The organism is Paenibacillus sp. P46E, assembly GCF_001909095.1.
Taxonomy (GTDB): domain Bacteria; phylum Bacillota; class Bacilli; order Paenibacillales; family Paenibacillaceae; genus Paenibacillus_AQ; species Paenibacillus_AQ helianthi.
Genome location: NZ_LVYZ01000032.1, coordinates 44,296 through 67,232 on the forward strand (window position 1 = coordinate 44,296; position 22,937 = coordinate 67,232).

General features: G+C 48.5%; 19 protein-coding genes. 15 read left to right on the forward strand and 4 right to left on the reverse strand.

Going from position 1 to position 22,937, the window contains the following annotated elements:
- Positions 1 to 46: 46 nt before the first annotated feature.
- A complete protein-coding gene (locus tag A3849_RS09240) occupies positions 47 to 1,399 on the reverse strand; it encodes an MATE family efflux transporter (RefSeq protein WP_074111130.1) in 1,353 nt (450 codons plus the stop codon).
- Positions 1,400 to 1,531: 132 nt separating this feature from the next.
- On the opposite strand from A3849_RS09240, the gene A3849_RS09245 reads away from it, so the two are divergent.
- A complete protein-coding gene (locus A3849_RS09245; RefSeq protein ID WP_074111200.1) occupies positions 1,532 to 2,212 on the forward strand; it encodes a TetR/AcrR family transcriptional regulator in 681 nt (226 codons plus the stop codon).
- Between the two features lie 159 nt (positions 2,213 to 2,371).
- Entirely contained in the window at positions 2,372 to 3,148 is a 777-nt protein-coding gene (locus A3849_RS09250) for a hypothetical protein (protein WP_074111131.1), read from the forward strand.
- A gap of 130 nt (positions 3,149 to 3,278) precedes the next feature.
- On the opposite strand, the gene A3849_RS09255 is transcribed toward A3849_RS09250, so the two are convergent.
- A complete protein-coding gene (locus A3849_RS09255) occupies positions 3,279 to 4,772 on the reverse strand; it encodes a peptide MFS transporter (RefSeq protein WP_074111132.1) in 1,494 nt (497 codons plus the stop codon).
- Between the two features lie 246 nt (positions 4,773 to 5,018).
- Here A3849_RS09255 and A3849_RS09260 point away from each other — a divergent pair, with 246 nt between their 5' ends.
- From A3849_RS09260 to A3849_RS09280, 5 genes are all read left to right on the forward strand, one after another.
- Positions 5,019 to 6,017: a helix-turn-helix transcriptional regulator gene (locus A3849_RS09260; protein WP_074111133.1), complete on the forward strand. Its 999-nt coding sequence runs from the start codon at positions 5,019 to 5,021 to the stop codon at positions 6,015 to 6,017.
- Positions 6,018 to 6,261: 244 nt separating this feature from the next.
- Positions 6,262 to 6,939 carry a nicotinamide riboside transporter PnuC gene (pnuC, locus tag A3849_RS09265; RefSeq protein ID WP_074111134.1) on the forward strand — a complete coding sequence of 226 codons (678 nt, stop codon included), beginning with the start codon at positions 6,262 to 6,264 and terminating at the stop codon, positions 6,937 to 6,939.
- On the forward strand, positions 6,936 to 7,946 hold the full coding sequence (locus A3849_RS09270; protein WP_074111135.1) for an AAA family ATPase: 1,011 nt from the start codon (positions 6,936 to 6,938) through the stop codon (positions 7,944 to 7,946). Before pnuC ends, A3849_RS09270 begins: the two co-directional genes overlap by 4 nt.
- Before the next feature lie 27 nt (positions 7,947 to 7,973).
- Complete coding sequence (locus A3849_RS09275; RefSeq protein WP_074111136.1) at positions 7,974 to 8,864, forward strand: NUDIX hydrolase; 891 nt, start codon at positions 7,974 to 7,976, stop codon at positions 8,862 to 8,864.
- 200 nt (positions 8,865 to 9,064) lie between these two features.
- On the forward strand, positions 9,065 to 10,333 hold the full coding sequence (locus A3849_RS09280) for an amidohydrolase family protein (RefSeq protein WP_074111137.1): 1,269 nt from the start codon (positions 9,065 to 9,067) through the stop codon (positions 10,331 to 10,333).
- A gap of 57 nt (positions 10,334 to 10,390) precedes the next feature.
- Here the strand turns inward: A3849_RS09280 and A3849_RS09285 are convergent, their stop codons facing one another.
- Positions 10,391 to 11,473, reverse strand: coding sequence for a GntR family transcriptional regulator (locus A3849_RS09285; protein WP_074111138.1), 1,083 nt, complete (start codon positions 11,471 to 11,473; stop codon positions 10,391 to 10,393).
- Between the two features lie 291 nt (positions 11,474 to 11,764).
- Between A3849_RS09285 and A3849_RS09290 the strand changes: the two genes are divergently transcribed.
- The 4 genes from A3849_RS09290 to helD all read left to right on the forward strand — a co-directional run bounded on the left by A3849_RS09290 (position 11,765) and on the right by helD (position 18,379).
- Positions 11,765 to 13,378, forward strand: coding sequence for a xylulokinase (locus A3849_RS09290; protein WP_074111139.1), 1,614 nt, complete (start codon positions 11,765 to 11,767; stop codon positions 13,376 to 13,378).
- 1 nt (position 13,379) lies between these two features.
- Positions 13,380 to 14,075, forward strand: a complete 696-nt coding sequence (locus A3849_RS09295) for an L-ribulose-5-phosphate 4-epimerase (protein ID WP_074111140.1) — start codon at positions 13,380 to 13,382, stop codon at positions 14,073 to 14,075.
- Between the two features lie 34 nt (positions 14,076 to 14,109).
- Complete coding sequence (araA, locus tag A3849_RS09300; RefSeq protein WP_074111141.1) at positions 14,110 to 15,534, forward strand: L-arabinose isomerase; 1,425 nt, start codon at positions 14,110 to 14,112, stop codon at positions 15,532 to 15,534.
- A gap of 433 nt (positions 15,535 to 15,967) precedes the next feature.
- Positions 15,968 to 18,379 (forward strand): RNA polymerase recycling motor HelD, encoded by a 2,412-nt coding sequence (gene helD, locus A3849_RS09305; protein WP_074111201.1) that lies wholly within the window; start codon positions 15,968 to 15,970, stop codon positions 18,377 to 18,379.
- Here helD and A3849_RS09310 read toward each other — a convergent pair.
- Positions 18,371 to 19,306 carry a helix-turn-helix transcriptional regulator gene (locus tag A3849_RS09310; RefSeq protein ID WP_074111142.1) on the reverse strand — a complete coding sequence of 312 codons (936 nt, stop codon included), beginning with the start codon at positions 19,304 to 19,306 and terminating at the stop codon, positions 18,371 to 18,373. The two genes, helD and A3849_RS09310, sit on opposite strands and share 9 nt — an antisense overlap.
- A 78-nt stretch (positions 19,307 to 19,384) precedes the next feature.
- On the opposite strand from A3849_RS09310, the gene A3849_RS09315 reads away from it, so the two are divergent.
- The 4 genes from A3849_RS09315 to A3849_RS09330 all read left to right on the forward strand — a co-directional run bounded on the left by A3849_RS09315 (position 19,385) and on the right by A3849_RS09330 (position 22,884).
- Positions 19,385 to 19,915: a dihydrofolate reductase family protein gene (locus tag A3849_RS09315; protein WP_074111143.1), complete on the forward strand. Its 531-nt coding sequence runs from the start codon at positions 19,385 to 19,387 to the stop codon at positions 19,913 to 19,915.
- A 140-nt stretch (positions 19,916 to 20,055) separates the two neighbouring features.
- Positions 20,056 to 20,595 carry a DinB family protein gene (locus A3849_RS09320; RefSeq protein WP_074111144.1) on the forward strand — a complete coding sequence of 180 codons (540 nt, stop codon included), beginning with the start codon at positions 20,056 to 20,058 and terminating at the stop codon, positions 20,593 to 20,595.
- Positions 20,583 to 21,023, forward strand: coding sequence for an EVE domain-containing protein (locus tag A3849_RS09325; RefSeq protein WP_074111145.1), 441 nt, complete (start codon positions 20,583 to 20,585; stop codon positions 21,021 to 21,023). Before A3849_RS09320 ends, A3849_RS09325 begins: the two co-directional genes overlap by 13 nt.
- A gap of 337 nt (positions 21,024 to 21,360) precedes the next feature.
- On the forward strand, positions 21,361 to 22,884 hold the full coding sequence (locus A3849_RS09330; protein WP_074111146.1) for a malate:quinone oxidoreductase: 1,524 nt from the start codon (positions 21,361 to 21,363) through the stop codon (positions 22,882 to 22,884).
- Positions 22,885 to 22,937 lie beyond the last annotated feature (53 nt).

Here is a 22,937-nt window from a genome sequence, read left to right on the forward strand (position 1 = left end):
AGGCCGCAGAACTCCAGGTTTGACCGATCTGCCTGTGAGATGATTTCTACTGTACCAAATGATCTAACTCCGGTTGTAATTTGTTCCGCAGAACATACAGCATGATGGCACCGACAAGGAATGCGGCGGCATCCGAAATGACAAGCGACCAGACCACCCCGTGGAAGCCGTTCATTTCATTGGCGATATATAGCACAGGAATCAGCGTAACGCCTTGAATGATCGACATAATAAATGCGGCCGTTCCTTGCGCTGTAGCCTGGAAGACCCCGGTAAACAAAGTGGTCATTCCTGTAATGAACAAGGATAAGAAGGTCACATGCAGAATGTAGCTGCCCAATTCAATTAAATGTGCGTCATTTGTAAATAGCCCGATTAAATGGTCGGAAACGAAATAGACAATGATACCAAATACGACTGCTAACCCCACAATCGCTTTGATCGTAAATCCAATGGTATTCTTCATGCGCAATTTATCCGCTGTAAAAGAGAAGGCAATGAGTGGCACGACTCCCTCGCATAAGCCCATCAGAATAAACTCAGGAAACTGCAATAAACGTGATGAAATTCCGTAAGCCGCTATGGCTGCATCCCCGTATTCGACAAGAAAATGGTTGAAGATCAGCGACATTGCCCCCAAAAAGATGCTCATAATAAAGACGGGAACCCCGATTTTGAATACATTGCCCAGAATATCTTTGGTAGCCTTAAACCATTTTACGGAGATCGTTAAAAATTTGCTTTTATTTCTCATATAGAGGGCAAAGTATACACTCGCAACCATGTTGGAGATGACCGTAGCTGACGCAACACCGATCACGTCCCAATGGAACACGAAAATGACGAGCGCATCGAGAATGATATTTACAACAACACTTATAATCATCCCGGTCATCGATGTGATGGCTGCACCCTCCGAGCGCACGATATTCTCCAGCGTGAAGAATAATACAACGAATGGTGAACCTATAAGCATAATAGTGACATAGTCCTTCGTGAATCCGAAGGAGTCAGGTGTTGCCCCCAGGCCATGAACGATGTGATTGATGAGCGGGAGGCCCACAGCCATCACGATAAGACCGAGAACTAAGCTGCTGTAAAAAGCGAATGAAGACACATGCTTTACGTCATCATACTTTTTCTCCCCTAGCATACGGGAGATGTAGGTACCGCTGCCTATGCCAATCAAATTGCCCAGCGCCATAATGATTGCAAATAACGGTAAAATTAGCGCGAGAGCCGTTAACATAGCAGTATTATGGAGTGTACCAAGGAAGTAGGCATTCAAGAGGGAGTATATGACATTCATTGATGTGCCTAACATCATCGGTACGGCGAAGTGAGCTACGGCCTTTGCAACCGGTGCTTTCTCAAAGTAATAGAGGTTTTCTGAATCCATGTTGGATCACCACTTTCTTTTATTTTCACAGTCTAACGGTGTTAGATTGAACCTTACAGTGTTAGATGATATCATGAACCTATAGACCTGTAAAGCATAAACTTACACTGTTAGATAAAAGGGCGGATAATGATGAAAAAGAAGCAGCCTCAAATTTCGGAGGACAGGATTCTGGAAGTCTCGTGGGAGCTTCTTGGGGAGGAGGATATCGGGAAATTCAGCATGAGGCGATTGGCCGACAGGCTGGGAATTCAGGCTCCCTCCCTGTACTGGTACTTCAAGAGCAAACAGAATCTTTACCAGCGCCTGGCCAATCAGGTATCGAAGGTGATCCTGGAGGAGTTCCATTCCGAGGGGGATTGGAAGGAGCAACTGACAGGGCTTGCGGTAACCGTGAGGAACGTGCTTAGCCGATATCCCTGCTCTACGCAGCTCATGATGATGACGTTGCCCCACGAACCGGACATCATCCGGTTCACCAACCGTATGCTGCTCTGCGTCGAATCGACAACGCTTGACCAAGCGCAGAAAATGCAGGTGGTTACTACGCTTGTGAACTATGTCTTCTACTTCGTTCTAGACAATTATCAGCATGAGCGCAATGTCATTGCGATCCTTAAAGACCAGGAAGCGCCTCCGGGTGAGGAGATGATTCGGCTCATGGATTCCATGGGCGAGGCGGATGCAGGACTGTTCCGGAGAATGTTTACGAACGGGCTGTTCGAGATAATGGGCACCGACGGGGCGTTTGAGTTCGGCCTGAAGCTGATTTTGCTCGGGATTGAGCAGGTGATTAAGGAGCAGGAGAAGTAGTACATGCTCCAGGAGTGAACCTCTGCAAGTTATTACGATTGACAGCAACAATCAATACGCTATAATTCTAGTATAATAAAGGCAATGTAACCTTCGGGTTCAACCTCGCTGAGAAGTGGGTTGGACCCTTTTTGTATTCAAAACCAGGGGAGGATTTGTATGCTGAGAACAGAATTGCTGTTACAGCGGCTTAACGAGATCGGCAGGTCGCTCGAACGTATGGGAGGAGCTCTTTTACTATTAGGTGTTGGTTCTGTTGGGGTCGAGACAGAACGGTTAGATGAATATTCGGATTTAGATTTCTTTGTTATAGTGAGAACGGGACATAAAAACAGATATATCGACCGATTGGATTGGCTCGAAGAAGTACATCCTCTAGCCTATTCATTTAAGAATTCGGATGTTGGATACAAGGTATTGTTCGAGGACGGAATTTTTGGGGAATACGCTGTATTCGAGGAATGGGAGCTGGCGAATGCCTCCTATACGGAGGGCCGGGTCATATGGAAGGATCAGATGTGCGACAATACGGAATTAGCCAAGCCTTCCAATCCGATCCCAACCCTAAAAAACGATTCTTTGGACTTTCCTTTGAACGAAGCCTTAACTAATCTATACGTAGGGCTCGGTCGCTATGCAAGGGGAGAGCGCCTATCGGCTTCGCGGTTTGTTCAAGGTTACGCTATAGACAGAATTCTATCAGTACTCCATCTATTGGAGCAGGAGGTGGATTACTTTCCTGACCCATTCGGGAATGAGAGGCGGTTAGAGAAGAGATATCCCCGTTTTGCGGAAATCATCGGTGACATGATACAGGGATACAATCATATTCCGGAATCAGCCCTTCGTATTTTAGATTTCATAGAAGGAGTGTATCCAGTCAACCGAAGGTTAAGTGATGAGATACGGCGATTGGCTAATCTAACTTGCCGATAAAAAAAGCAGGGTAAACCGTATCATAAGTTGGGCTAAAAGCAAACTATGGCGTACTCATCGTTGAACTAGTTAACCGACAAAAAAGGAGCACCATAAATCTGGTGCTCCTCAATTATCTGGATTAATTCTTTTACTGTATCCCTTTCATATACCCCTGAATTTTTGAGGAGAACGAGTAGAGCAGAATACTGAGGAGGATTGCCGCTCCTCCAATGACACCAAAGTATACCATCTCAGTCTCAGGCGAATAAAATCTCACAATCTGCGCATTAATCGCTTGGGCAGCCGCATTGGATAAGAACCATAAGCTCATGGTCTGAGCGGAGAAGGCGGAGGGTGCTAGTTTGGTCGTTGCCGATAATCCTACAGGAGACAAGCATAGTTCCCCCACCACAACGATGAAATAGCTAAGCACGAGCCATAAAGGATTAACCAGTGAATTCTCACCCCCAAAGTAAGCCGGCAAGAGGATCACAAGGAAGGACAATCCGGCAAACAATAGACCCAAGGCGAATTTCTTTGGTATCGTGGGCTGCCGTTTTCCAAGCTTCACCCATAACCAGGCGAACAGGGGGGCTAACGTGATAACAAACAAAGGATTTAAAGACTGAAACCAGGCTGGCGAAATATGCAGTCCGGCAAAATGGAGCTCTGTACGTTTATCTGCATAACTGGCAAGGATGGTTGACCCTTGCTCTTGAATAGCCCAGAACATAATCGCTGCAATAAACAGCGGAATATAAGCAATGAGTCTTGAGCGTTCTACACTGGTTGTTCTTGGGCTTCGGTACATGACAATGAAATATAGGGTTGGAATCAGAATCCCCAGAATCCCTACGATCACGATAAAGGATTTAAACGTTAACAGACCTAATGGAATCGTAACCGCAACGATAACAGCGAGAAGTACTGCCCCGGTACCGAATAAAAGAGACACTTTTTTACGTTCCGCACCTGATAACGGGCTTGCCACTAAAGTACCTGCAAGACCGAGGTTTTTTTTCTTGGTAGAGGCAAACATGATTAATCCCAGAAACATCCCGACGGCTGCAATACTGAAGCCCAGGTGGAAATTGTAATCCATCCCGATGGTTCCTACAATTAGCGGAGCGATGAATGCCCCCAGGTTGATGCCCATGTAGAAAATACTGAAGCCAGCATCCCGGCGGCCATCGTCTTCACTGTACAGTTGACCTACAATACTGGATACATTAGGCTTCAGCAAGCCCGTACCCAGTACGATTAAAACCATGGAAACAAAAAATAATGAAACACTTCCCGGGATGGCCAAGGTGATATGCCCTAGCATGATTAAGCTACCGCCGTAGAATACAGCCTTCGACGCTCCGAATACCCGATCCGCTAACCATCCGCCAATAATCCCGGACATATAGACAAGCGAACCATAAATTGACATAATGGCGAGAGCGGTGCTCTCCTCCATGCCGAGTCCGCCTTGACTCAGTTCGTAATACATATAATAAACAAGGATAGCTTTCATTCCATAGTAGGAAAAGCGTTCCCAAAACTCTGTAAAGAACAGTGTAAACAACCCTTTAGGATGTCCAAAAAACCCCCGTTGCGGAACACTCTCCACGATTCTTTGTTTGTTAAAATCAGCCATGCTGATACTTCCTCCCTTGGTGGTAACAAAATTGTGTGTTCAAAGTATCATCCCTTAGTAAGAATACCCATTATGAGACGTTTGCAACTTTCAGAGGCCCATATTAGATCCCACAGCGGATGCAAAAAAAATAGTATACAACATTGGGTGTAAGGTTGGATGTGACATAACTCCAAGAATGGAATCGTAGTAGAATTACACTATACTCAAATCAGTTTCATGTACTCGAGGAAAGGGGGGCTCCCGGTGGCGAAGTGGGATAACATGCTGTCCATGCTGTGGATGCTGCGATCTGGAAGGAAGCTTACCGCTGCGCAGATCGCGGACAATTTGGAGATCAGCGTCCGCACCGTGTACCGGTATATAGACGCATTATGCGCCAGCGGTGTACCGGTTGTTGCCGAGTCAGGTCATGAAGGCGGTATTCGTATTTTGGGGAATTTCAAGGAGACGCCATTGTTCTTCAACTCTGTAGAGCTGAAGGCACTCATGGACGCGTTTAAATTTGCGCAAGGCGCGGGCTATCCCTATACAGAGGAGCTGGAAAGCGCATTGAAGAAGGTGGAGAATGGACTACATGAGGAGCAGCGCCACGATCTGTCCCTTCAGACGAGCGGCTTGGATGTAATCACTCCGGTGCGTCCGCCTTCCGCCGTTCTGTTGCTTAAGGACCTGGAGCAGGCAGCCAAGGACGGGCGAACGCTCCACATCGCCTACCGTAAAGTGAATGCGGAGCTGGCGAGCGAACGTGATATCGATCCGTACGGGTTGGCGTACGACCGAAACGAATGGTACGCTGTCGCATTCTGCCGGCGGTCGCAGGCAGTGAGGACATTCCGTGTGGACCGCATTGCACGGCTGGAGCCGACTGAAGCGCGGTTCGAAAAGCCGGAGGGGTTCTCTGCGTCCGTCTATTTCCGTGATCAATCTGAGCAGAGGCGGGAGGCAGATGGACCGCTGACCGTTATCCGCATCGAGGGAGAGCCAGGCACGCTGAACGCGGTTTGCGGCCACTGGCATCTGCGTCATTATTTAACGGAACGGACCGACCGGGAGGCACGGTTTCTGCTCGACGTCCCGACGATGAATAAGTATCTTCCGATGTACCTGATGACGTTCGGTACAGCCATTCGCATTCAGGAACCGCTGGAGCTGAAGCGCCGGATCCGGGAAATGGCATATGGAGTCGCCAAACATTATGAAGACGGTCCGGAGGCAGCTGGGATATACCGGAGTTCCGACTGATTATATGTTTTATTTGATGGAACGGCAGAAAGGTTAGCGGTAAATGTTCATGTTCTAAGCGGCCTTGGTTCTGGTTTCATGGGACTGAGGCCGTTTTGTTCTGCGCTGAAGGGGGATTTGACTTGAATAATGCCGGATTCTCTGTTATCTTGATAGTAACAAATAGAAAATATCAACATGTTACTAAGAATTTGAATTAAGTCATTTTCAGCAAGAATAAACAGGGAAGCGGAGGGGATGTAATATGAAAAGGGCCGTGGGGGGATGGAAGTTGTTCGAAGTGGTCTGGCTGGTTTTGTTTACTTTAATTGCTGTCAGTTTTACGTTTCTTTCCAAGGATTCTTTTCTCGGTTTCACAGTCTTTATCACCGGAGTGCTATGTGTGGTGCTTACGGCAAAGGGGAAGCTGATGAGTTATGTTTTTGGAATGTATAATACCTTCGGCTACGCTTATTTGGCTTATGTCAACGGATTGTTTGGCGAAGTGATGCTGAATTTGATGTTCTTTGTCCCGATGAATGTTGCCGGCTTCTACATGTGGAAGAAGAATTTTCAGAGTGGCAAGCTGTCTATGCGCCAGATGGAGCTTAAAGGTATGTTCCTCGCTTTGGCGGTCTGTATTGTGGGTTCCCTGCTGCTGGGGTTCAGTCTATCATTCATTTCGGGGCAGAATTCGCCTTACATCGATGCCATAACGACAGTGTTATCCATAGTGGCCACGATTTTGATGGTAAGAAGATTCAAGGAACAATGGCTGGTCTATATTGTGTTGAATATGTTTACGGTGCTGTTATGGGTGATCCGGACGCTGGAAGGCAGCAGTGAGGGCCTGCTAATGGTCGTCATGTGGAGCGCCTACCTGATTAACGCGGCATACGGCTATTATAACTGGAATAAAGGGGCTAAGGAGGCACTCGCATGAAGACTCTTGGATTAACGCTCGGGAAGTTCGCTCCGCTGCATAAAGGACACCAGTACATGATCGAGACGGCGCTGCAGGAGGTAGATGAATTGATCGTGGTCATTTACGAGACGATGGTTACGTCGATTCCGCTGCATATCCGGGCGGGCTGGATCCGTAAGCTCTATCCGCTGGTTCGGGTAATCGAAGCCTGGGATGGCCCGGATGGGTACTCGGACGACAGGGAGCATGAGATCCGGGAAGAGCTGTATATTCTGGGGCTGCTTCAGGGAGAGCAAGTGACCCACTTTTATTCGAGTGAGTTCTATGGCGGGCATATGAGCATCGCATTAGGTGCAGCAGACCGGCGGGTGGATGAAGCTCGCCAGCATGTACCGGTATCGGCTACAATGATCCGTTCCGATCCTCATAAATACCGGGATTATGTAAGTGATATCGTGTACCGGGATTTAATCACAAAAGTGGTTTTTATGGGAGCAATGTCAACCGGTAAGTCAACCATCACCGAAGCATTAGCCCGGCGGTATCAGACAACCTTTGCCAGTGAGTACGGACGGGATTATTGGACTGAGCATCAGGTGGACCGCCGGATCGGCCTCAGTGCCTTTGATGAAATTGCCGTGGGCCATATGAAGCGGGAAGAGCAGGCGTTGCTGGAAGCAGACCGGTATCTCTTTGTCGATACGAATGCGATTACCACTTATATGTATGCCTTGGATTACCACGGACGGGCTCCGGAGCTTCTGACCCGGATCGCTCTGGAGAACGCGCAACGGTATGATTTGTTTTTCCTGTGCGACGACGATATTCCTTACGACGACACGTGGGATCGCAGCGGCGATCAGAAGCGCCATGTTTTTCATAAGCAAATCCTAGCGGATTTGAAGGAGCGGCGGATTCCCTTTATTACGTTAAGAGGAACGCTGGAGGAACGTATGCGTAAGGTAGACGCGGTGTTAGCGAAGTTTGAGCCTTATTGCAATTTTTTCGGAGAACTGCAAAACTAAAAGAAAAGAACCAGGGAGGCGGAGCCGTTGGAATTGGTGGATCGTGACGGACTTACAGAGCGTGAATTTTTGGAGCAGTACCGGGCAGGGGATTACGAGCGGCCTTCGATGGCGGCGGATATGGTCATTTTTACGGTGACGAAAACGGAGACGGACAACTACCGCAAGCTTCCGGAAAAAGAGCTGCGTATCCTGCTCATTCGCCGGGGAGGGCATCCCTTCTTGGGAAAATGGGCGCTGCCCGGCGGTTTCATCCGGCCGGACGAGAACGCCGATCAGGCTGCCGCGCGGGAACTGAGCGAGGAAACGGGCGTTGATGACGTATACTTGGAACAGCTCCATACCTTTACCGATGTCGGGCGTGATCCCCGTACCTGGGTGGTGAGCTGTAGCTATATGGCTTTAATCGACAGCAGCCGGTTTCAGCTAAAGGCGGGTGACGATGCCGAAGATGCTGCCTGGTTCAAGGTGAGCTACCGGCTGCTGCGGGAGCAAAGGGAATTGCTGGACGAAGGATACGTCAAAACCTTGACCTACGAGCTTAAGCTTAGTGCCGAAGGAGAAGAGCTGACGGCAGTTATCAACCGGACCGTAACGGCAAAGCCAACCTCTAGGTCAGTTGTTTACTCTATCATGTCGAATGACGGATTGGCTTTTGATCATGGGAAAGTCATTGCTTGCGCTATCGAGCGACTGCGAAACCAAACAAATGATACCGATATTGCCCTGCACCTGATGCCGAAGCTGTTTACCCTGACGGAATTGCAGCAGGTGTATGAGGTGATTCTGGACAAGGAACTGCTGAAGGCTGCCTTCCGGCGTAAGGTGGCTAATCTCGTGTCCGAAACCGATCACTACACGGAAAATGGGGGACACCGTCCTTCCCGCTTGTATCGGAGGAATTGGGAGCAAGCCTGAGGATAAATGTATGGAGACAGACCGCCGTAATAGATCCCTTTCTTCTTCGAGAAAGGGATCTATTTTTATTTTTACGAATACGGATTGTCAGATGAACACTAAAACTTAGAGATCAATTAATTATATAATTGACAGTTAGTATTCTAAGTGTTATGTTTCTAACATAAATAAATCATATTTCATATTAGGAGGGTAACAGGATGATAACTGCAATCACCAATGCGCGTATATTTGACGGCGAAAAAGTGATCCGAGCCACGACGGTCCTGATCGAAGGCGGACAGATCCTATCGGTAGGCGGGGAAATACCGGAGCATGCCGCCATTATTGATGCACAAGGAGGGACTTTGCTGCCGGGGCTGATTGATGCGCACGTTCACACTTCCGTAGAGGGCTTGCGCGACGCATTGAAATTCGGAGTTACAACTGAATTGGAGATGATGGGCGGGTTCACCAAAAGCGGCCGCGAGACACAATTGAAAGGGTTCGATGATATTGCAGACGTACGATCTGCCGGGATGGCAGTCACACCTCCTGGGGGACATCCCGATGAGCTCATGCCGGGGGATGGAGAAATTCCGGATTTTGTACTGAAGGAATTGGAGAAGATGAGCGAAGAAGACCGTAACGCTATGCTGGCTGCCCACTCGCATGATCATGGGGAGGCGCCTACGGTAACCAGCCGGGACGAAGCGCTGGCATTTGTGGGCGAACAAGTTAGTGCGGGAGCCGACTATATCAAGATTATGATTGAGGAAGGCACGGTATTGGCTGCGCCCGGACTGCCTGTTTTAAGCCAGGATATTCTAAGAACGGCTGTAGAGGAAGCGCATCGTCATCACAAGATTGCGATTGCCCATGTATTGACTGCCGATTCTGCCCGGCAAGCTATAGAGGTTGGGGTGGAGGGACTGGCTCACTTATTCATTGACCGCCCTGAAACCACTCCAGATCTGGTGAAATTGATTGCTGAGGCTGACGCGTTCGTTACGCCGTGCCTTGTCTTGAACTCCTCGATTATCGGTCACCCCGCAACGGAATTGGCGAAGGATCCGCGTGTGAGCCCCAAGCTCAGTCCGGAATGGATCGATACTCTGAATGCCAGCTTCAATACGTATCCGCAAGGCAGCATGGATGACAACTACCGGAATGTAATGGATCTTCATCGTGCAGGTGTAGACATCCTGGTGGGTACGGACGTCTCCGTACCGGTTCCATCGCTGGGCGGGCTTGCCCATGGAGTCAGCGTACACCATGAGATGCAGTTACTAGTAGAAGCGGGATTCACACCCATAGAAGCCTTACAGTCAGCTACCTCAAAAACTGCCCGCCGTTTCGGCCTGAATGATCGCGGGCATATCGTTACGGGGGCGAGGGCGGACCTGGTCTTGGTTGACGGGGACCCAACAGTAACGATCTCGGATACGTTATCGATTCGCGAAGTATGGCAGCGCGGTATCCGGAAATAGGAACTTAAGAATCCAACTTGCTCCATAGGCGAAATCCTTGATCCACAAGGGTTTCGCCTATCTCTTCCTTACCGTCTCCCCTTCAATTAACACAGGCTGATAATAGGTGCTGTTTCTTAAATCCTTCTTCCCTTGCAGTTTCTTAATCACCCAATCGGCGGCATCACGTCCCATTTGTTCCTGCGGGTGTGTCAATGTCGTCAGTTTGATGTTTGCATTTTTGGCAATATAGGAGTTATCCTGACCAATTATAGATAAGTCCTCAGGAACAGATATATCAAGTTGTCTGCACACATGTACGACTTCCAGGCCTACCTCGTCGTTATAGCAGACAATCGCTGTTAATCCGCCTCTATTTTCGGTTAGGAATGTCTTCAGATTGGTGGACAGGTCCTGCTTGGTTTCTGTATAGAATGATAGTACCTGCTCCGGGTGAAAGCGTAATTTGGCTTCTCCGAGAGCTTTGATATACCCCTTCATCCGATACTTTCCTTGTAAATCATCCATTTTGGCAATGATCCCAATCTGTGTATGTCCGTTAGTGATCAACTCTTTGGTGGCCAGATAGCTGGACTGTACGTCATCGAGACAAAAGAATGGGACTTCGAGTTCTTCATAATAAGCATTAATCATGATGAATGGAACATCCTGTTCCTTGAACGACAGGTAGTAAGCGATATTGGGATTGTATAAATTGCTCTTCGTAGGTTCAATAATAAGACCATCCACACCAAAGGACAGCATCATCTCCAGAGCTTTCTTTTCCTGTTCGACATCATTATTGGTACTGGCTAATAGCAATGAATAATTATCTTCATTTAATCTGGATTCAATCCCGCGGATAATAGAAGGGAAGATGTAATCAGAAATGTAGGTCGTGATGACTCCGATTGTTTTATTATTGGAATTCCCGCCGGTTTTTGACCGGAATTGGTTGCTGACATAAGTCCCCGAGCCTTTTTCACTTCTTAAGAAACCCTCATTGGATAGTTCCAGAATAGCCTTTCGAACGGTCTGCCGACTAACCTTATACATATCCTGCAAGGCAGATTCCGTGGGAATCTGATTTCCTATGCTGTATGTTCCTGAAAGAATATTGCTTTTGATATCCTCAAGAATGACCTGATACTTTGGTTTCACTGTACTCCTTCTTTCCTGGTTGTTCTAATACCAATTTATCCATCCGTAATATTTGTATGTACATATTTTAGCATAATTATAAGCTGATTAGATACTATTGTCTTACATGTACTAATACTTCAGCTGAAATATGATAAAAATCCCATGGTATTCGTAATATTTGTAAGTATAACTATCAATGTGTGTTGACAAATGTACGAACAAAAAATATACTGAAACTGTAAATAAGGGAAAGCGCCTTCTTTCTATTATGGCGGTTAAAACAGTTGTTCGGAGAGGAGTAACGTGTGCATGGATCAAGACATCAAACAAGCGATACTCAAGGGAGAAACCTCACTTGGGATCGAATTTGGATCCACACGTATCAAGGCAGTGCTGATTGATCATCGTTTTGAAACAATCGCATCTGGAAGTTATGAGTGGGAGAACCTTCTGGTAGACGGGTATTGGACGTACAACTTAGAGGGTATTATCGCGGGCCTGCAAGAGGCTTATAGTGGAATGAAGCAAGAGGTTGAACGGAAATATGGAATCACCATTCGAACAGTGGGTTCTATAGGCTTCTCCGCAATGATGCACGGGTATATGGCTTTTGACAGCGCGGGTAAGCTGCTTGTTCCGTTCCGGACTTGGCGGAATGCGACAACCGGTGCTGCAGCAAAAGAGTTAACTGATAAATTTCAATTCAACATTCCTGAGCGCTGGAGTATTGCTCACCTGTATCAAGCGATATTGAACGAAGAAGAACATGTTCCCCGTATTGATTTTATTACGACGCTCTCCGGGTACATTCACTGGCTGCTGACTGGAAATAAGGCTATCGGTGTCGGAGACGCTTCGGGCATGTTCCCGATCGATGAAACTACACATGATTACAACGAATCCATGGTTAAGCAGTTTGATGAGCTCATTGCGGCCAAAGGCTACTCCTGGAAGCTGAAAGATATTCTTCCAGAGGTCCATATTTCAGGTCAGCTGGCGGGTGCATTAACGGCAGCGGGAGCCAGAATCTTAGATAAATCCGAAAATCTGCAGCCAGGGATTTCGCTCTGTCCTCCGGAAGGTGATGCGGGAACAGGCATGGTTGCTACGAATAGTGTCAGAAAACGGACGGGCAACGTCTCCGTGGGAACTTCGGTTTTTGCTATGCTTGTATTAGAGAAGGAGCTTACGGCGGTATACCCGGAAATTGATCTGGTGACTACACCGGGCGGCAATCCGGTCGGGATGGTTCATGCCAACAACTGTTCAAGTGATATCAACGCCTGGCTGGGCTTGTTCCGTGAATTCTATGAGGCTATGGGGCAGAAGGCGGACACGAATCATTTATTCGGTGTGATGTTCAATAAGGCGCTGGAAGCAGACCCGGATGGCGGCGGATTGCTTAGCTATGGTTACTTCTCAGGCGAGAATATCACCGGAATGGAAAAAGGCCGGCCATTGTTTGTACGTTCCCCTGAGAGCCGTTTCAATCTGGCTAATTTCATGCGCACTCATCTGTTCACTGCTTTTGGTGCATTGAAAATCGGGATGGATATCCTGACAAAGAAGGAAAATGTCGAAATTGACAAAATTCTGGCACACGGCGGTTTATTTAAAACCCCTATCGTCGGACAGAAAATTGTTGCAGCTGCCTTAAATGTCCCGGTATCCGTGATGGCTACAGCCGGTGAAGGCGGAGCATGGGGGATGGCTATTCTGGCTTCTTACATGAGTAACAAGGATCAGCAAGAAAGCCTGGAAGACTTCCTCGACCAGAAAGTATTTAAGGATACTGAAGGACAGGAGATTTATCCTGACGGCTCCGACGTGAAGGGATTCGAAGCATTTATGGAGCGCTACACTCAAGGTCTGGCAATTGAGCAGGCTGCTGTAGATAATCTAGTGGAAAACTGGAGGGGTTGACGTGTTAGAGCAACTGAAAGAAGAAGTATTTCAAGCGAATCTGGATTTGCCTAAACATGGGCTTGTAAAATACACATGGGGGAACGTAAGCGCTGTTGACCGCGAGAGCCGCTTATTCGTTATCAAGCCTAGTGGTGTCAGCTATGACACGATGAAAGCCAGTGATATGGTAGTTGTTGATTTCGACGGCAATGTGGTTGAAGGAGAGATGAGACCTTCTTCAGATACACCAACTCATGCCGTACTGTATAAGCATTACGCAGAGATCGGCGGTATTGTGCATACCCATTCGACTTGGGCGACCATTTGGGCTCAAGCGGGTCTGGATGTACCTGTTATGGGGACTACTCATGCAGATACCTTCTATGGTTCCGTTCCCTGCGCCCGTTTCTTAACCCAAGAGGAGATTGACCGTGGTTATGAAGCGGAAACCGGCCGTGTCATTATCGAGACGTTTGAGCAGCGCGGACTTGATATTTTAGCAGTACCCGGTGTCCTGCTTAAGGGTCATGCTCCGTTCACCTGGGGCAAAGATGCCAAATCCGCAGTCATGAACAGTGTCGTGCTTGAAGAGGTTTCGAAAATGAATTTATTCGCACGGCAATTGAATAGTTTTGCTGAAGAATTGCCGCAGCGCATTCTGGATAAACACTATCTGCGTAAACACGGGAAAGATGCCTACTACGGGCAGAAGTAATACCAACTAATAATTTATGAAAAGAGGATGAATCATGTCAACAGTAGGTGCAAAAGAATTCTGGTTTGTCGTAGGTTCACAACATCTGTATGGTGAAGAAGCGTTAGCAGAAGTAAAAGCAAATGCACAAGTAATGACCGATGCCTTGAATAAGAGCGGCGTACTGCCTTATCCGCTTGTATTGCAGGATCTGGCAGTCACTGCAGACAAAATCACTACCCTCATGAAAGAAGTCAACTATCGTGACGAAGTTGCCGGTGTCATCACCTGGATGCATACCTTCTCACCTGCGAAAATGTGGATCCGCGGTACAAAAATGCTGCAGAAGCCGCTGCTTCATCTGGCTACACAATACAATGAGAGTATTCCTTGGGCAACCATTGATATGGACTTCATGAACCTCAACCAGGCAGCACATGGTGACCGTGAATATGGATTTATCAACGCCCGTCTGAAAAAACAGAATAAAGTAGTAGTAGGATATTGGGGACGCGCGGAAGTTCAGAAGCAAATTGCAGAGTGGATGGATGTAGCGGTTGCTTACAATGAAAGCTTCAATATCAAAGTGGCCCGCTTTGGCGACAACATGCGGAATGTTGGCGTTACCGAAGGCGATAAGGTTGAAGCCCAGATTCAATTTGGCTGGACCGTGGATTACTTCGGAATTGGCGACCTTGTTGGGTATGTGAATGCTGTGAAGGAAGAAGAAATCGATGCTTTGTTCGCGGAGTATTCCAAAGCTTATGAATTTGACTATGGTACTTACAGCAAGGAAGCCTGGGAAGCCAGTGTAAAAGTGCAGGCAAGCTATGAAATTGCCCTCAAGCGCTTCCTGGATCATGGCGGCTACACGGCCTTCACAACAAACTTCGAGGACCTCTACGGTATGAAACAGCTTCCGGGTCTGGCCGTTCAACGTCTGATGGCACAAGGATACGGATTTGCTGGTGAAGGGGACTGGAAGACCGCTGCCCTTGATCGTCTGCTGAAAGTAATGAGCCACAATCAAAACACTGGTTTCATGGAAGATTACACCTATGAAATGGCAGCAGGTCAGGAATCAATCCTTCAATCCCATATGCTTGAGGTTGACCCGACACTGGCAAGCAATAAGCCCAAAGTCCTCGTGTCTCCGCTCGGTATTGGTGATCGTGAAGATCCGGCCCGACTGGTGTTTGACGGCAAGGCAGGAGACGGTGTGGTTGTGTCCATGGCTGACTTCGGCACTCATTACAAATTGCTGATCAATGAGGTTACTGCATTTGAACCAACAGTTCCTGCTCCCAATCTTCCAGTAGCCCGTGTACTATGGAACGTGAAGCCGAACTTCCAGGACGGGGTTAAAGCATGGATTGAGAACGGCGGCGGCCACCATACCGTGGTTTCCTTGAATCTAACTACAGACCAGATTGTTACTTATGCCAAACTGGTTAACCTGGAATACGTCATTATTAAGTAATCAGAAGATAATTATCTATAAAAGCATTGGGTCCGTTCACAGGACCCAATGCTTTTTTTGTGTGATGAATGAGGTTGTCTTGGCAGGCTGACCTAGAGGGCGAAGCGGGGTAATGAAATAGAAAAAGCCTGGCAGACGCGCCAGGCTAAGACCTATATAATCATTGCATACAAAGAAGCAATATGTTAAAGTTGAAGGGCTGTCGATGTTCATGACATAAAGACAGACTTATTGATCATCTTTATACTTTGATTATAGCAAAAGAATTTACGTTTTGTCAACCGTCCTTTTTTCAAAATATAAGAATTTATATGATTCGCGCTATAAATTATCCTTCTATTTCTCGCTGAAACGGTGCCGTCCTTAAAAAAGGACGGTGATGCCGTTTCTACTTGTTTCTAACTTAGTTTGAGAAGGAGTGTATTCAGGAATGATGGACTCAAATGAATGGCGGCAGGAGCAGCAGCGGCTGGATCTGGTGATGGATAAGCTGGAGGAGAGGATTGTTGAGCTGGAGCCCAAGATAAGTCAATTAAGGGAGCAGGCAGCCGATATCCGCAAAAGGTTTTGGGATGAGGTTACGGTCAACACGAGTACGGATGAGGATTTTGAAGAGACGTTCTTCACGATCAATCAGCAAACTGCCGTGTTATCCGAACGGGAACGGAGCCACGGACGATTGTTGCAGCAATGGAAAAATATGAACCGGCTACTGCCATCTCCATATTTTGGGCGTGTTGATTTTCAGGAAGAAGGCCAGGGTATCACTGAGCAGGTGTATATTGGGGTGTCGTCCTTCGTCGATGCGGATGGCCTGAGCTTTCTGGTGTACGACTGGCGTACCCCTATGGCGAGTCTATACTATGACTATCCTCCAGGAGAGGCAGCCTTTGAAACGCCGGGAGGGCGCATCACCGGGATCATGAAGCTGAAGCGGCAGTATCAGATCCGTGACGGCCATCTCCATAATGTATTCGATTCGAGTATAACTATCGGTGACCAGTTACTGCAGCAGGTGCTCGGTCAGGGGGCCGATGCACAAATGAAGAGCATCGTGGGGACAATTCAAAAAGAACAGAACGCGATCATCCGCAACGATAACAGTCAAATGCTTATTGTGCAGGGAGCGGCCGGCAGCGGGAAAACTTCTGCGGCGCTGCAGCGTGTGGCTTACTTGCTGTATAAACACCGTGAAAGACTCACCGCGGATCAGATCGTTCTTTTTTCACCTAACCCCATGTTCAACAGCTACGTATCCACTGTTCTTCCCGAACTCGGAGAGGAAAACATGCAGCAGACCACCTTCCAGGAATATCTGGACAATTGGCTTGCCTCAACGTTTTGCTTAGAAGACCCGTTTGATCAGATCGAATATGTGTTGACTGAGCAGCAGGCTCAGGGTTATGAGGCTCGTATGAATGGAATTCAATATAAGGCTTCTGAAGCTTACCTTCAGGCACTCCGCGGTTATTCGTTGTGGCTGGTGAAGGAGGGAATGAGGTTTGACGATATCCGTTTCCGGGATCGCGTGTTAATTCCGGGCGAGCAAATCAAAGCAAAGTTTTACAGCTATGACTCCTCCATTCGCCTCACGAACCGCATCGCACTGGTACAAAAATGGCTGCTGCAGGAGCTGACCCGGCTGGAGAAGAAGGAGCAGGAAGCGCCTTGGGTACAGGAGGAGCTGAACTACCTCGATGGAGAGCAGTACGCTGAGGTGTTCAGTATGCTGCATAAAGAGCAGGGGGTCTTTGACTTTGCCGAAAAGTACGCCCGAATATACGAAATCCTGCACAACCAACGTCGTCCGGATGAGAGTGATTTCGATTTTGCCGAGCGGGAGGAAGAGCTGCTCAGCCGAATGATTGTGAAAGAGGAATTCAAACCACTTAGACGGAGCGTAAAACAGTTCTCGTTCATAGACATGGTTGGACTGTACAGCCAGTTGTTCAGAGACGAGGCGGCATACAGGGAGATGACGAATGAAGCTGAGGTACCGGAGCTTTGGGCGGAAATCTGCAGGCAGACCCAAGAAAAGCTGGGCCGGAACGAACTCTATCATGAAGATGCTACACCGTATCTATATCTGAAAGAGCTTGTCGAAGGTGCCCGGACCAACACGCAAGTGCGGCATATCCTCATCGATGAAGGCCAGGATTATTCGATGTTTCAGTATGAGTTCCTCAAAAGACTCTTTCCCCGTGCCCGTATGACGGTACTCGGTGATTTCGGTCAGGCCATCTTTACGCAGGCAACGAATTTGCATGGGATGGACTCCCCGTTAGTTCGGCTGTATGGCGAAGCGGCAACCAGTCAGTTTCTTCTGATCCGCAGCTATCGCTCCACCCGTCCAATTGTGGAGTTTACGAAGTCGCTTTTGCCGGGCGGAGATGCAATTGTGCCGTTTGACAGAGGCGGCAGGAAGCCGTCCCTCCTGAAAATGGAGTGCAGCGGGAAACGGGCGGAACGAATAGCGGCAGATCTGGCGGCGCTTCAGGCTGAAGGGTTTACATCCATCGCTGTTATAACGAAGACTGCCGCCGAGAGCAGAGAAGCTTACGAGACTTTGACAGCCGGGGGTTCCAAAGAGCTGCGGCTGATCACAAAGAACACCCCCACTTTTGAAAAGGGTACGCTAGTTATTCCTGCCTATCTCGCTAAAGGCGTTGAATTTGATGCAGTGCTGATCTACGATGCTTCCCCGCAGTCCTATGACCGGGAGAGCGAGCGCAAGCTCTTTTATACAGCATGCACACGGGCAATGCACCGGCTTTTACTGTATACGACAGGGGAATGGACGCCTTTTGTTCAGGGCGTAGATCCATCATTGTATGAGCTAGTCTAAGCACCGGTACGGCTTCAAGCTGAGCTCCAGCAGTTGGATAACGGTCTCCTGCAGCTGGGGCGGCTCTACGACCTTCACTTCGGGTCCGAACTTCAGCAGCCCCCGTGCTGTATAAGGGAACTCTTCCACAGGAACGCTGCCCTTCCAAAGATAGGCGTATCCAGGAGGGAGTTCTGCCAACTGTAGAGAGTGAAACATTGGATCAGATTCAGCCAGCCGGGCTCCAAAGGCGGTAAACCACAGCGTAACCTCCAATCGGGGCCGCTCATCAGCAGCTCCCAGCCACTCCTGCAGATCTGGAGCGGAGGGGTCCTCTTGTTCCAGCACCTCCAACTGCAGAATCCGATCGGCGCGGTACAGAATCACACGCTCGCCTTTCTTGGCGGGCATATACCAGTAGCCGTTCTCCAGGTAGATGCCGACAGGAGTTGCTTGTACATCCTTCGTTCCGCTCCGCGAGCGGTAGGTGAACGCAATCTGCTTCTTGGCAATTGCTGCTTGCAGAATAGCTGTCGTAAATGGCGCGGGCTGTGCAGGCTGCTGCTGGAGGACGGCGATGTGGCTGCGCATCCGGTCGATGGAATCCTTCACGTCAGGCGGCAGGCTGGCATAGTAATGCTCCGCCAGGTGCGTCCGAAACGACTCATAGGGGAAGCTCTGGATTTGCTCCATGACCTGAAGCATCAGGAAGAGGCCCAGAGCTTCGTTAGGCGTAAGCCGCAGCGGTGGCAGAATCCGGTTAGGCAGCGCCCGGTAACCGCCATGGGCACCTACTTCGGCATATAACGGGAAGCCGATCTGCTGCAGGTAGTCGAGATCGCGCTGAATCGTTCGCAGGGATACCCCAAAGCGGTCGGCCAACTCACGGGCAGTAAATTTTTTGCGGGAGTCGATGATTTGCATCATGGCTAGCCGTCGTTCGTTCATTTTTTGCACCTCATTTAATTACGACGTATATTGTCATAGTTCCAGTTTATCATGAAAGCATGAGAGGAGCGATGAACAATGAAGCAGAGTAAAGTTGTGCTGTATGTTGCCATGAGTCTGGACGGGTATATTGCTAGGTTAGACGGCTCAGTGGATTGGCTCTATGATGTTCAAGGGGATGGGGGCGACAACGGCTACGGTGATTTTTACAAGGGCGTTGGCGTAGTGGTTATGGGAAGACTTACCTATGATGAGGTGCTGAAGATTTCGGATGAATTTCTTTATGCCGGCAAGCCTTGTTACGTTCTGACCAGAAGAGAGCAAGCTCCAGACAAGTATGTTCATTTTACCGACGAGGCGCTGGACAGCTTGATCCCGCGGCTGCAGGCCATGACCGATGGGGATGTCTGGCTGGTGGGGGGCGGCCAGCTGGTGCAGGCGTTCCTGGAGCATGAACTGATCGATGAAGTGCAGTTAACCCTGATTCCGAAGCTGCTTGGCGAGGGGATTCCGTTATTTCCTGCGGGAACAGTTCCCGGCAATCTGAAGCTGACAGGGCTGGAGCGTATGGGTCAGATGGTATCGATCTGTTATGAAGTCATCAAGTAAGAAGCCTGGCGGCGGGAGGGTCTTTGCGGAACCGGGTTTGTGACGAAGCTGAAAAAGAATTAAAACGCTACTGACATAACGTTGTCAGTAGCGTTTTGTATAATCAGATTAGATCAAGATAAAGGAGCTGTTCGAAAAGTATGAATACTACCGAAGCGTTGCAGCGGTTTGAAGAAACGGCAAATTACTATCTCCATCAACTGGATGGTTTCAGTATGGAGGAGTTGAATCGTCAGCCAAGTGAGGACGAGTGGTCACTTGGGCAAATGTATCTGCATCTGATTAACTCGGCTCTGTATATGCAGCTTCGCAATGTTGAACAATGCCTTGCTCCAGGTGAGGATTCTGTTACCCCTATCGCGGAAAAGACAAGAGCGGGTGCAGAGATCTTTGATCAAGGAAGCTTTCCGCCTATCCGTGTCCATGTCCCGCCTTCTCCACAATATACCCCGGTGCAGCCGGAGAGCAAAGAACAGTTAATTCAGGGATTGAATACTGTGATCGGCCGAATGAAAGAAACCTTGCCGAAGCTTGAACAGGCATCTCTGCAGAATACGGTACCCCATCCGCGATTCGGTCCACTCAACTCCGTAGAATGGTTTTTGCTTATTGAAATGCACTATCGTCATCATCTTCTGCAGATGGACCGGTTGAGGGCATTTCTAGAATGCAAAGTATAAGCGAGCAGAGCCGCTGCTGGATCGGGGTTGTCTCCGCTTCTCATGTGAAGCGGGGGGTGCTCGGTGGATTCGCCCAGCTCAACCATGGTAAGTCAGCACCTTTGCGGCGGATGAGCCGTGGCGATTGGCTGATATATTATTCTCCACGGACGGATATGGCGAAGGGGGAGGTTCTCCAGGCGTTCACTGCCATTGGTCAGATTGAAGATGACACCATCTACCCCTATCCGATGTCCGAAACCTTTGTGCCCTACCGCCGGAATATCCGCTATTTTCCGTGCCGGGAAGTGAAGATTGCGGATCTATTGAATGAGCTTAGCTTCACACGCGGGAATCGAAACTGGGGGTATAGCTTCCGTTATGGTCATTTCGAGATCAGCCGGGAGGATGGGCAGGCGATTGCGGCCGCCATGCTGGACATCATATAAGAATAAGCGGATACGGTCCCGTCTTATGAACATATGGTAACAAACTAAAGAAACGGCTGGATCAGGAGAATCTGATCCAGCCGTTTCTTTAGTTTGGCGGAGTTATGAGGGGAGTACTGGTTGATGGCTGCAAGTTGTTCCTGAGCTTAAGGGATTCACTATGTTATATAAAAAACTAGATAAATATTAAAATTTATATGTAATAGTGATACACTAAGATCAGGTCATCATTGATCCAAAAAAGGTGTGTGACGAAGTTGCGCCCTAGCTTGTTATAGCGCCTAAGCAGGAGCGCCTGAATCTTCCTGCAAATCGTAGGGTAGAAGGACGGGTAAACATGAGCAACCAACAAACAAAAACAGACGTTATTTTAATTGGTGCCGGAATCATGAGTGCGACGTTAGGTTCTATGCTGAAAGAATTAGTCCCGGACTGGACCATCACCGTGTTTGAGCGGCGGGCAGGTGCAGGTGAGGAGAGCTCTAACGAATGGAATAATGCGGGAACGGGGCATTCTTCACTGTGCGAGCTGAATTACACTGTAGAGGGGCCGGATGGATCCATCGATATTAGCAAGGCTGTAAAAGTAAATGAAGAATATCAGTTCTCCAAGCAATTCTGGTCTTATCTGGTAAATAGCAAACGGATACAAAACCCGCGGGATTTTATTGTGGCCGTACCCCATATGAGCTTTGTCCAAGGGGAAACAGATGTTGCTTTTTTGAAAAAAAGATATGAAGCGCTTTCGAAAAATCCGTTGTTTCAGGGGATGGAATTCTCCGATAACCCGGAACAGCTGATGAAATGGATTCCGCTAATGATGAAGGACAGAAGAATAGAACAGCCTATAGCGGCAACCCGAATCGAATCAGGTACAGATGTGAACTTCGGTGCTTTAACACGCATGTTGTTTGACCACCTACAGAGTAATCAGACGGATATCCGATACAAACATCAAGTGGATGATATTACCCGCGCCCGGGACGGCTCTTGGAACCTGAAGGTGCAGAATCTCGATAAGGGTACCACTTCGCACCATTCTGCAAAATTCGTCTTTATCGGCGGCGGGGGAGGAAGCCTGCATTTGCTGCAGAAATCCGGTATCCCTGAAGGGAAAGGAATTGGGGGATTTCCGGTAAGCGGACTGTTTATGGTGTGCCAGAAGCCGGATATTGTAGCAAAGCATCATGCCAAAGTATACGGAAAGGCTGCGGTCGGAGCTCCTCCAATGTCTGTTCCGCATCTGGACACGAGAGTCATCGACCAGAAGGAATCGCTGTTCTTTGGACCGTTTGCCGGCTTCTCGCCAAAGTTCCTCAAATTCGGCTCGATGTTTGATTTGATCACTTCTGTTAAGCCGGGCAATCTGACAACCATGCTGGCAGCGGGGGCAAAAAACCTTCAGTTGACCAAGTACCTGATTGGTCAGGTGATGTTATCCAAAGAACAGCGTATAGAAGCATTACGGGAGTTTGTCCCGGACGCTAAGAGTGAGGATTGGGATCTGGTGGTGGCCGGCCAGCGTGTGCAGATTATCAAAGATACGGCAGCCGGCAAAGGAACGCTGCAATTTGGCACAGAGGTGATCAGCAGTGCCGACGGGTCGATAGCGGCGCTATTGGGGGCCTCTCCCGGTGCTTCTACCGCTGTTTCCGTCATGCTGGAAGTCATCATCAAATGCTTCCCGCAGCAGATCAAAGCATGGGAATCGAAAATCAAAGAGATGATCCCTTCCTATGGTGCCACCTTACTGGATAACCCCAAACTAATACAGGACATTCACACCTTAACGGATCGCTCCCTTGGTCTAACGAATGAAGAGGGAGAGTATGAGACACAGAAGCATGCATTTACTTCATAAATGCTTTCCCGGTACTATGCAAAATTCTTGAATGCGCCAGAAAACACCCGATT

Excerpts from the sequence above, each read along its gene's own strand:
- A3849_RS09240 (WP_074111130.1), bottom strand. The coding sequence starts at position 1,399 with ATGGATTCAGAAAACCTCTATTACTTTGAGAAAGCACCGGTTGCAAAG.
- A3849_RS09250 (WP_074111131.1), top strand. The coding sequence starts at position 2,372 with ATGCTGAGAACAGAATTGCTGTTACAGCGGCTTAACGAGATCGGCAGG.
- A3849_RS09270 (WP_074111135.1), top strand. The coding sequence starts at position 6,936 with ATGAAGACTCTTGGATTAACGCTCGGGAAGTTCGCTCCGCTGCATAAA.
- A3849_RS09280 (WP_074111137.1), top strand. The coding sequence starts at position 9,065 with ATGATAACTGCAATCACCAATGCGCGTATATTTGACGGCGAAAAAGTG.
- araA (WP_074111141.1), top strand. The coding sequence starts at position 14,110 with ATGTCAACAGTAGGTGCAAAAGAATTCTGGTTTGTCGTAGGTTCACAA.
- helD (WP_074111201.1), top strand. The coding sequence starts at position 15,968 with ATGGACTCAAATGAATGGCGGCAGGAGCAGCAGCGGCTGGATCTGGTG.
- A3849_RS09245 (WP_074111200.1), top strand. The coding sequence starts at position 1,532 with ATGAAAAAGAAGCAGCCTCAAATTTCGGAGGACAGGATTCTGGAAGTC.
- A3849_RS09330 (WP_074111146.1), top strand. The coding sequence starts at position 21,361 with ATGAGCAACCAACAAACAAAAACAGACGTTATTTTAATTGGTGCCGGA.
- A3849_RS09325 (WP_074111145.1), top strand. The coding sequence starts at position 20,583 with ATGCAAAGTATAAGCGAGCAGAGCCGCTGCTGGATCGGGGTTGTCTCC.
- A3849_RS09290 (WP_074111139.1), top strand. The coding sequence starts at position 11,765 with ATGGATCAAGACATCAAACAAGCGATACTCAAGGGAGAAACCTCACTT.
- A3849_RS09255 (WP_074111132.1), bottom strand. The coding sequence starts at position 4,772 with ATGGCTGATTTTAACAAACAAAGAATCGTGGAGAGTGTTCCGCAACGG.
- pnuC (WP_074111134.1), top strand. The coding sequence starts at position 6,262 with ATGAAAAGGGCCGTGGGGGGATGGAAGTTGTTCGAAGTGGTCTGGCTG.
- A3849_RS09315 (WP_074111143.1), top strand. The coding sequence starts at position 19,385 with ATGAAGCAGAGTAAAGTTGTGCTGTATGTTGCCATGAGTCTGGACGGG.
- A3849_RS09320 (WP_074111144.1), top strand. The coding sequence starts at position 20,056 with ATGAATACTACCGAAGCGTTGCAGCGGTTTGAAGAAACGGCAAATTAC.
- A3849_RS09310 (WP_074111142.1), bottom strand. The coding sequence starts at position 19,306 with ATGAACGAACGACGGCTAGCCATGATGCAAATCATCGACTCCCGCAAA.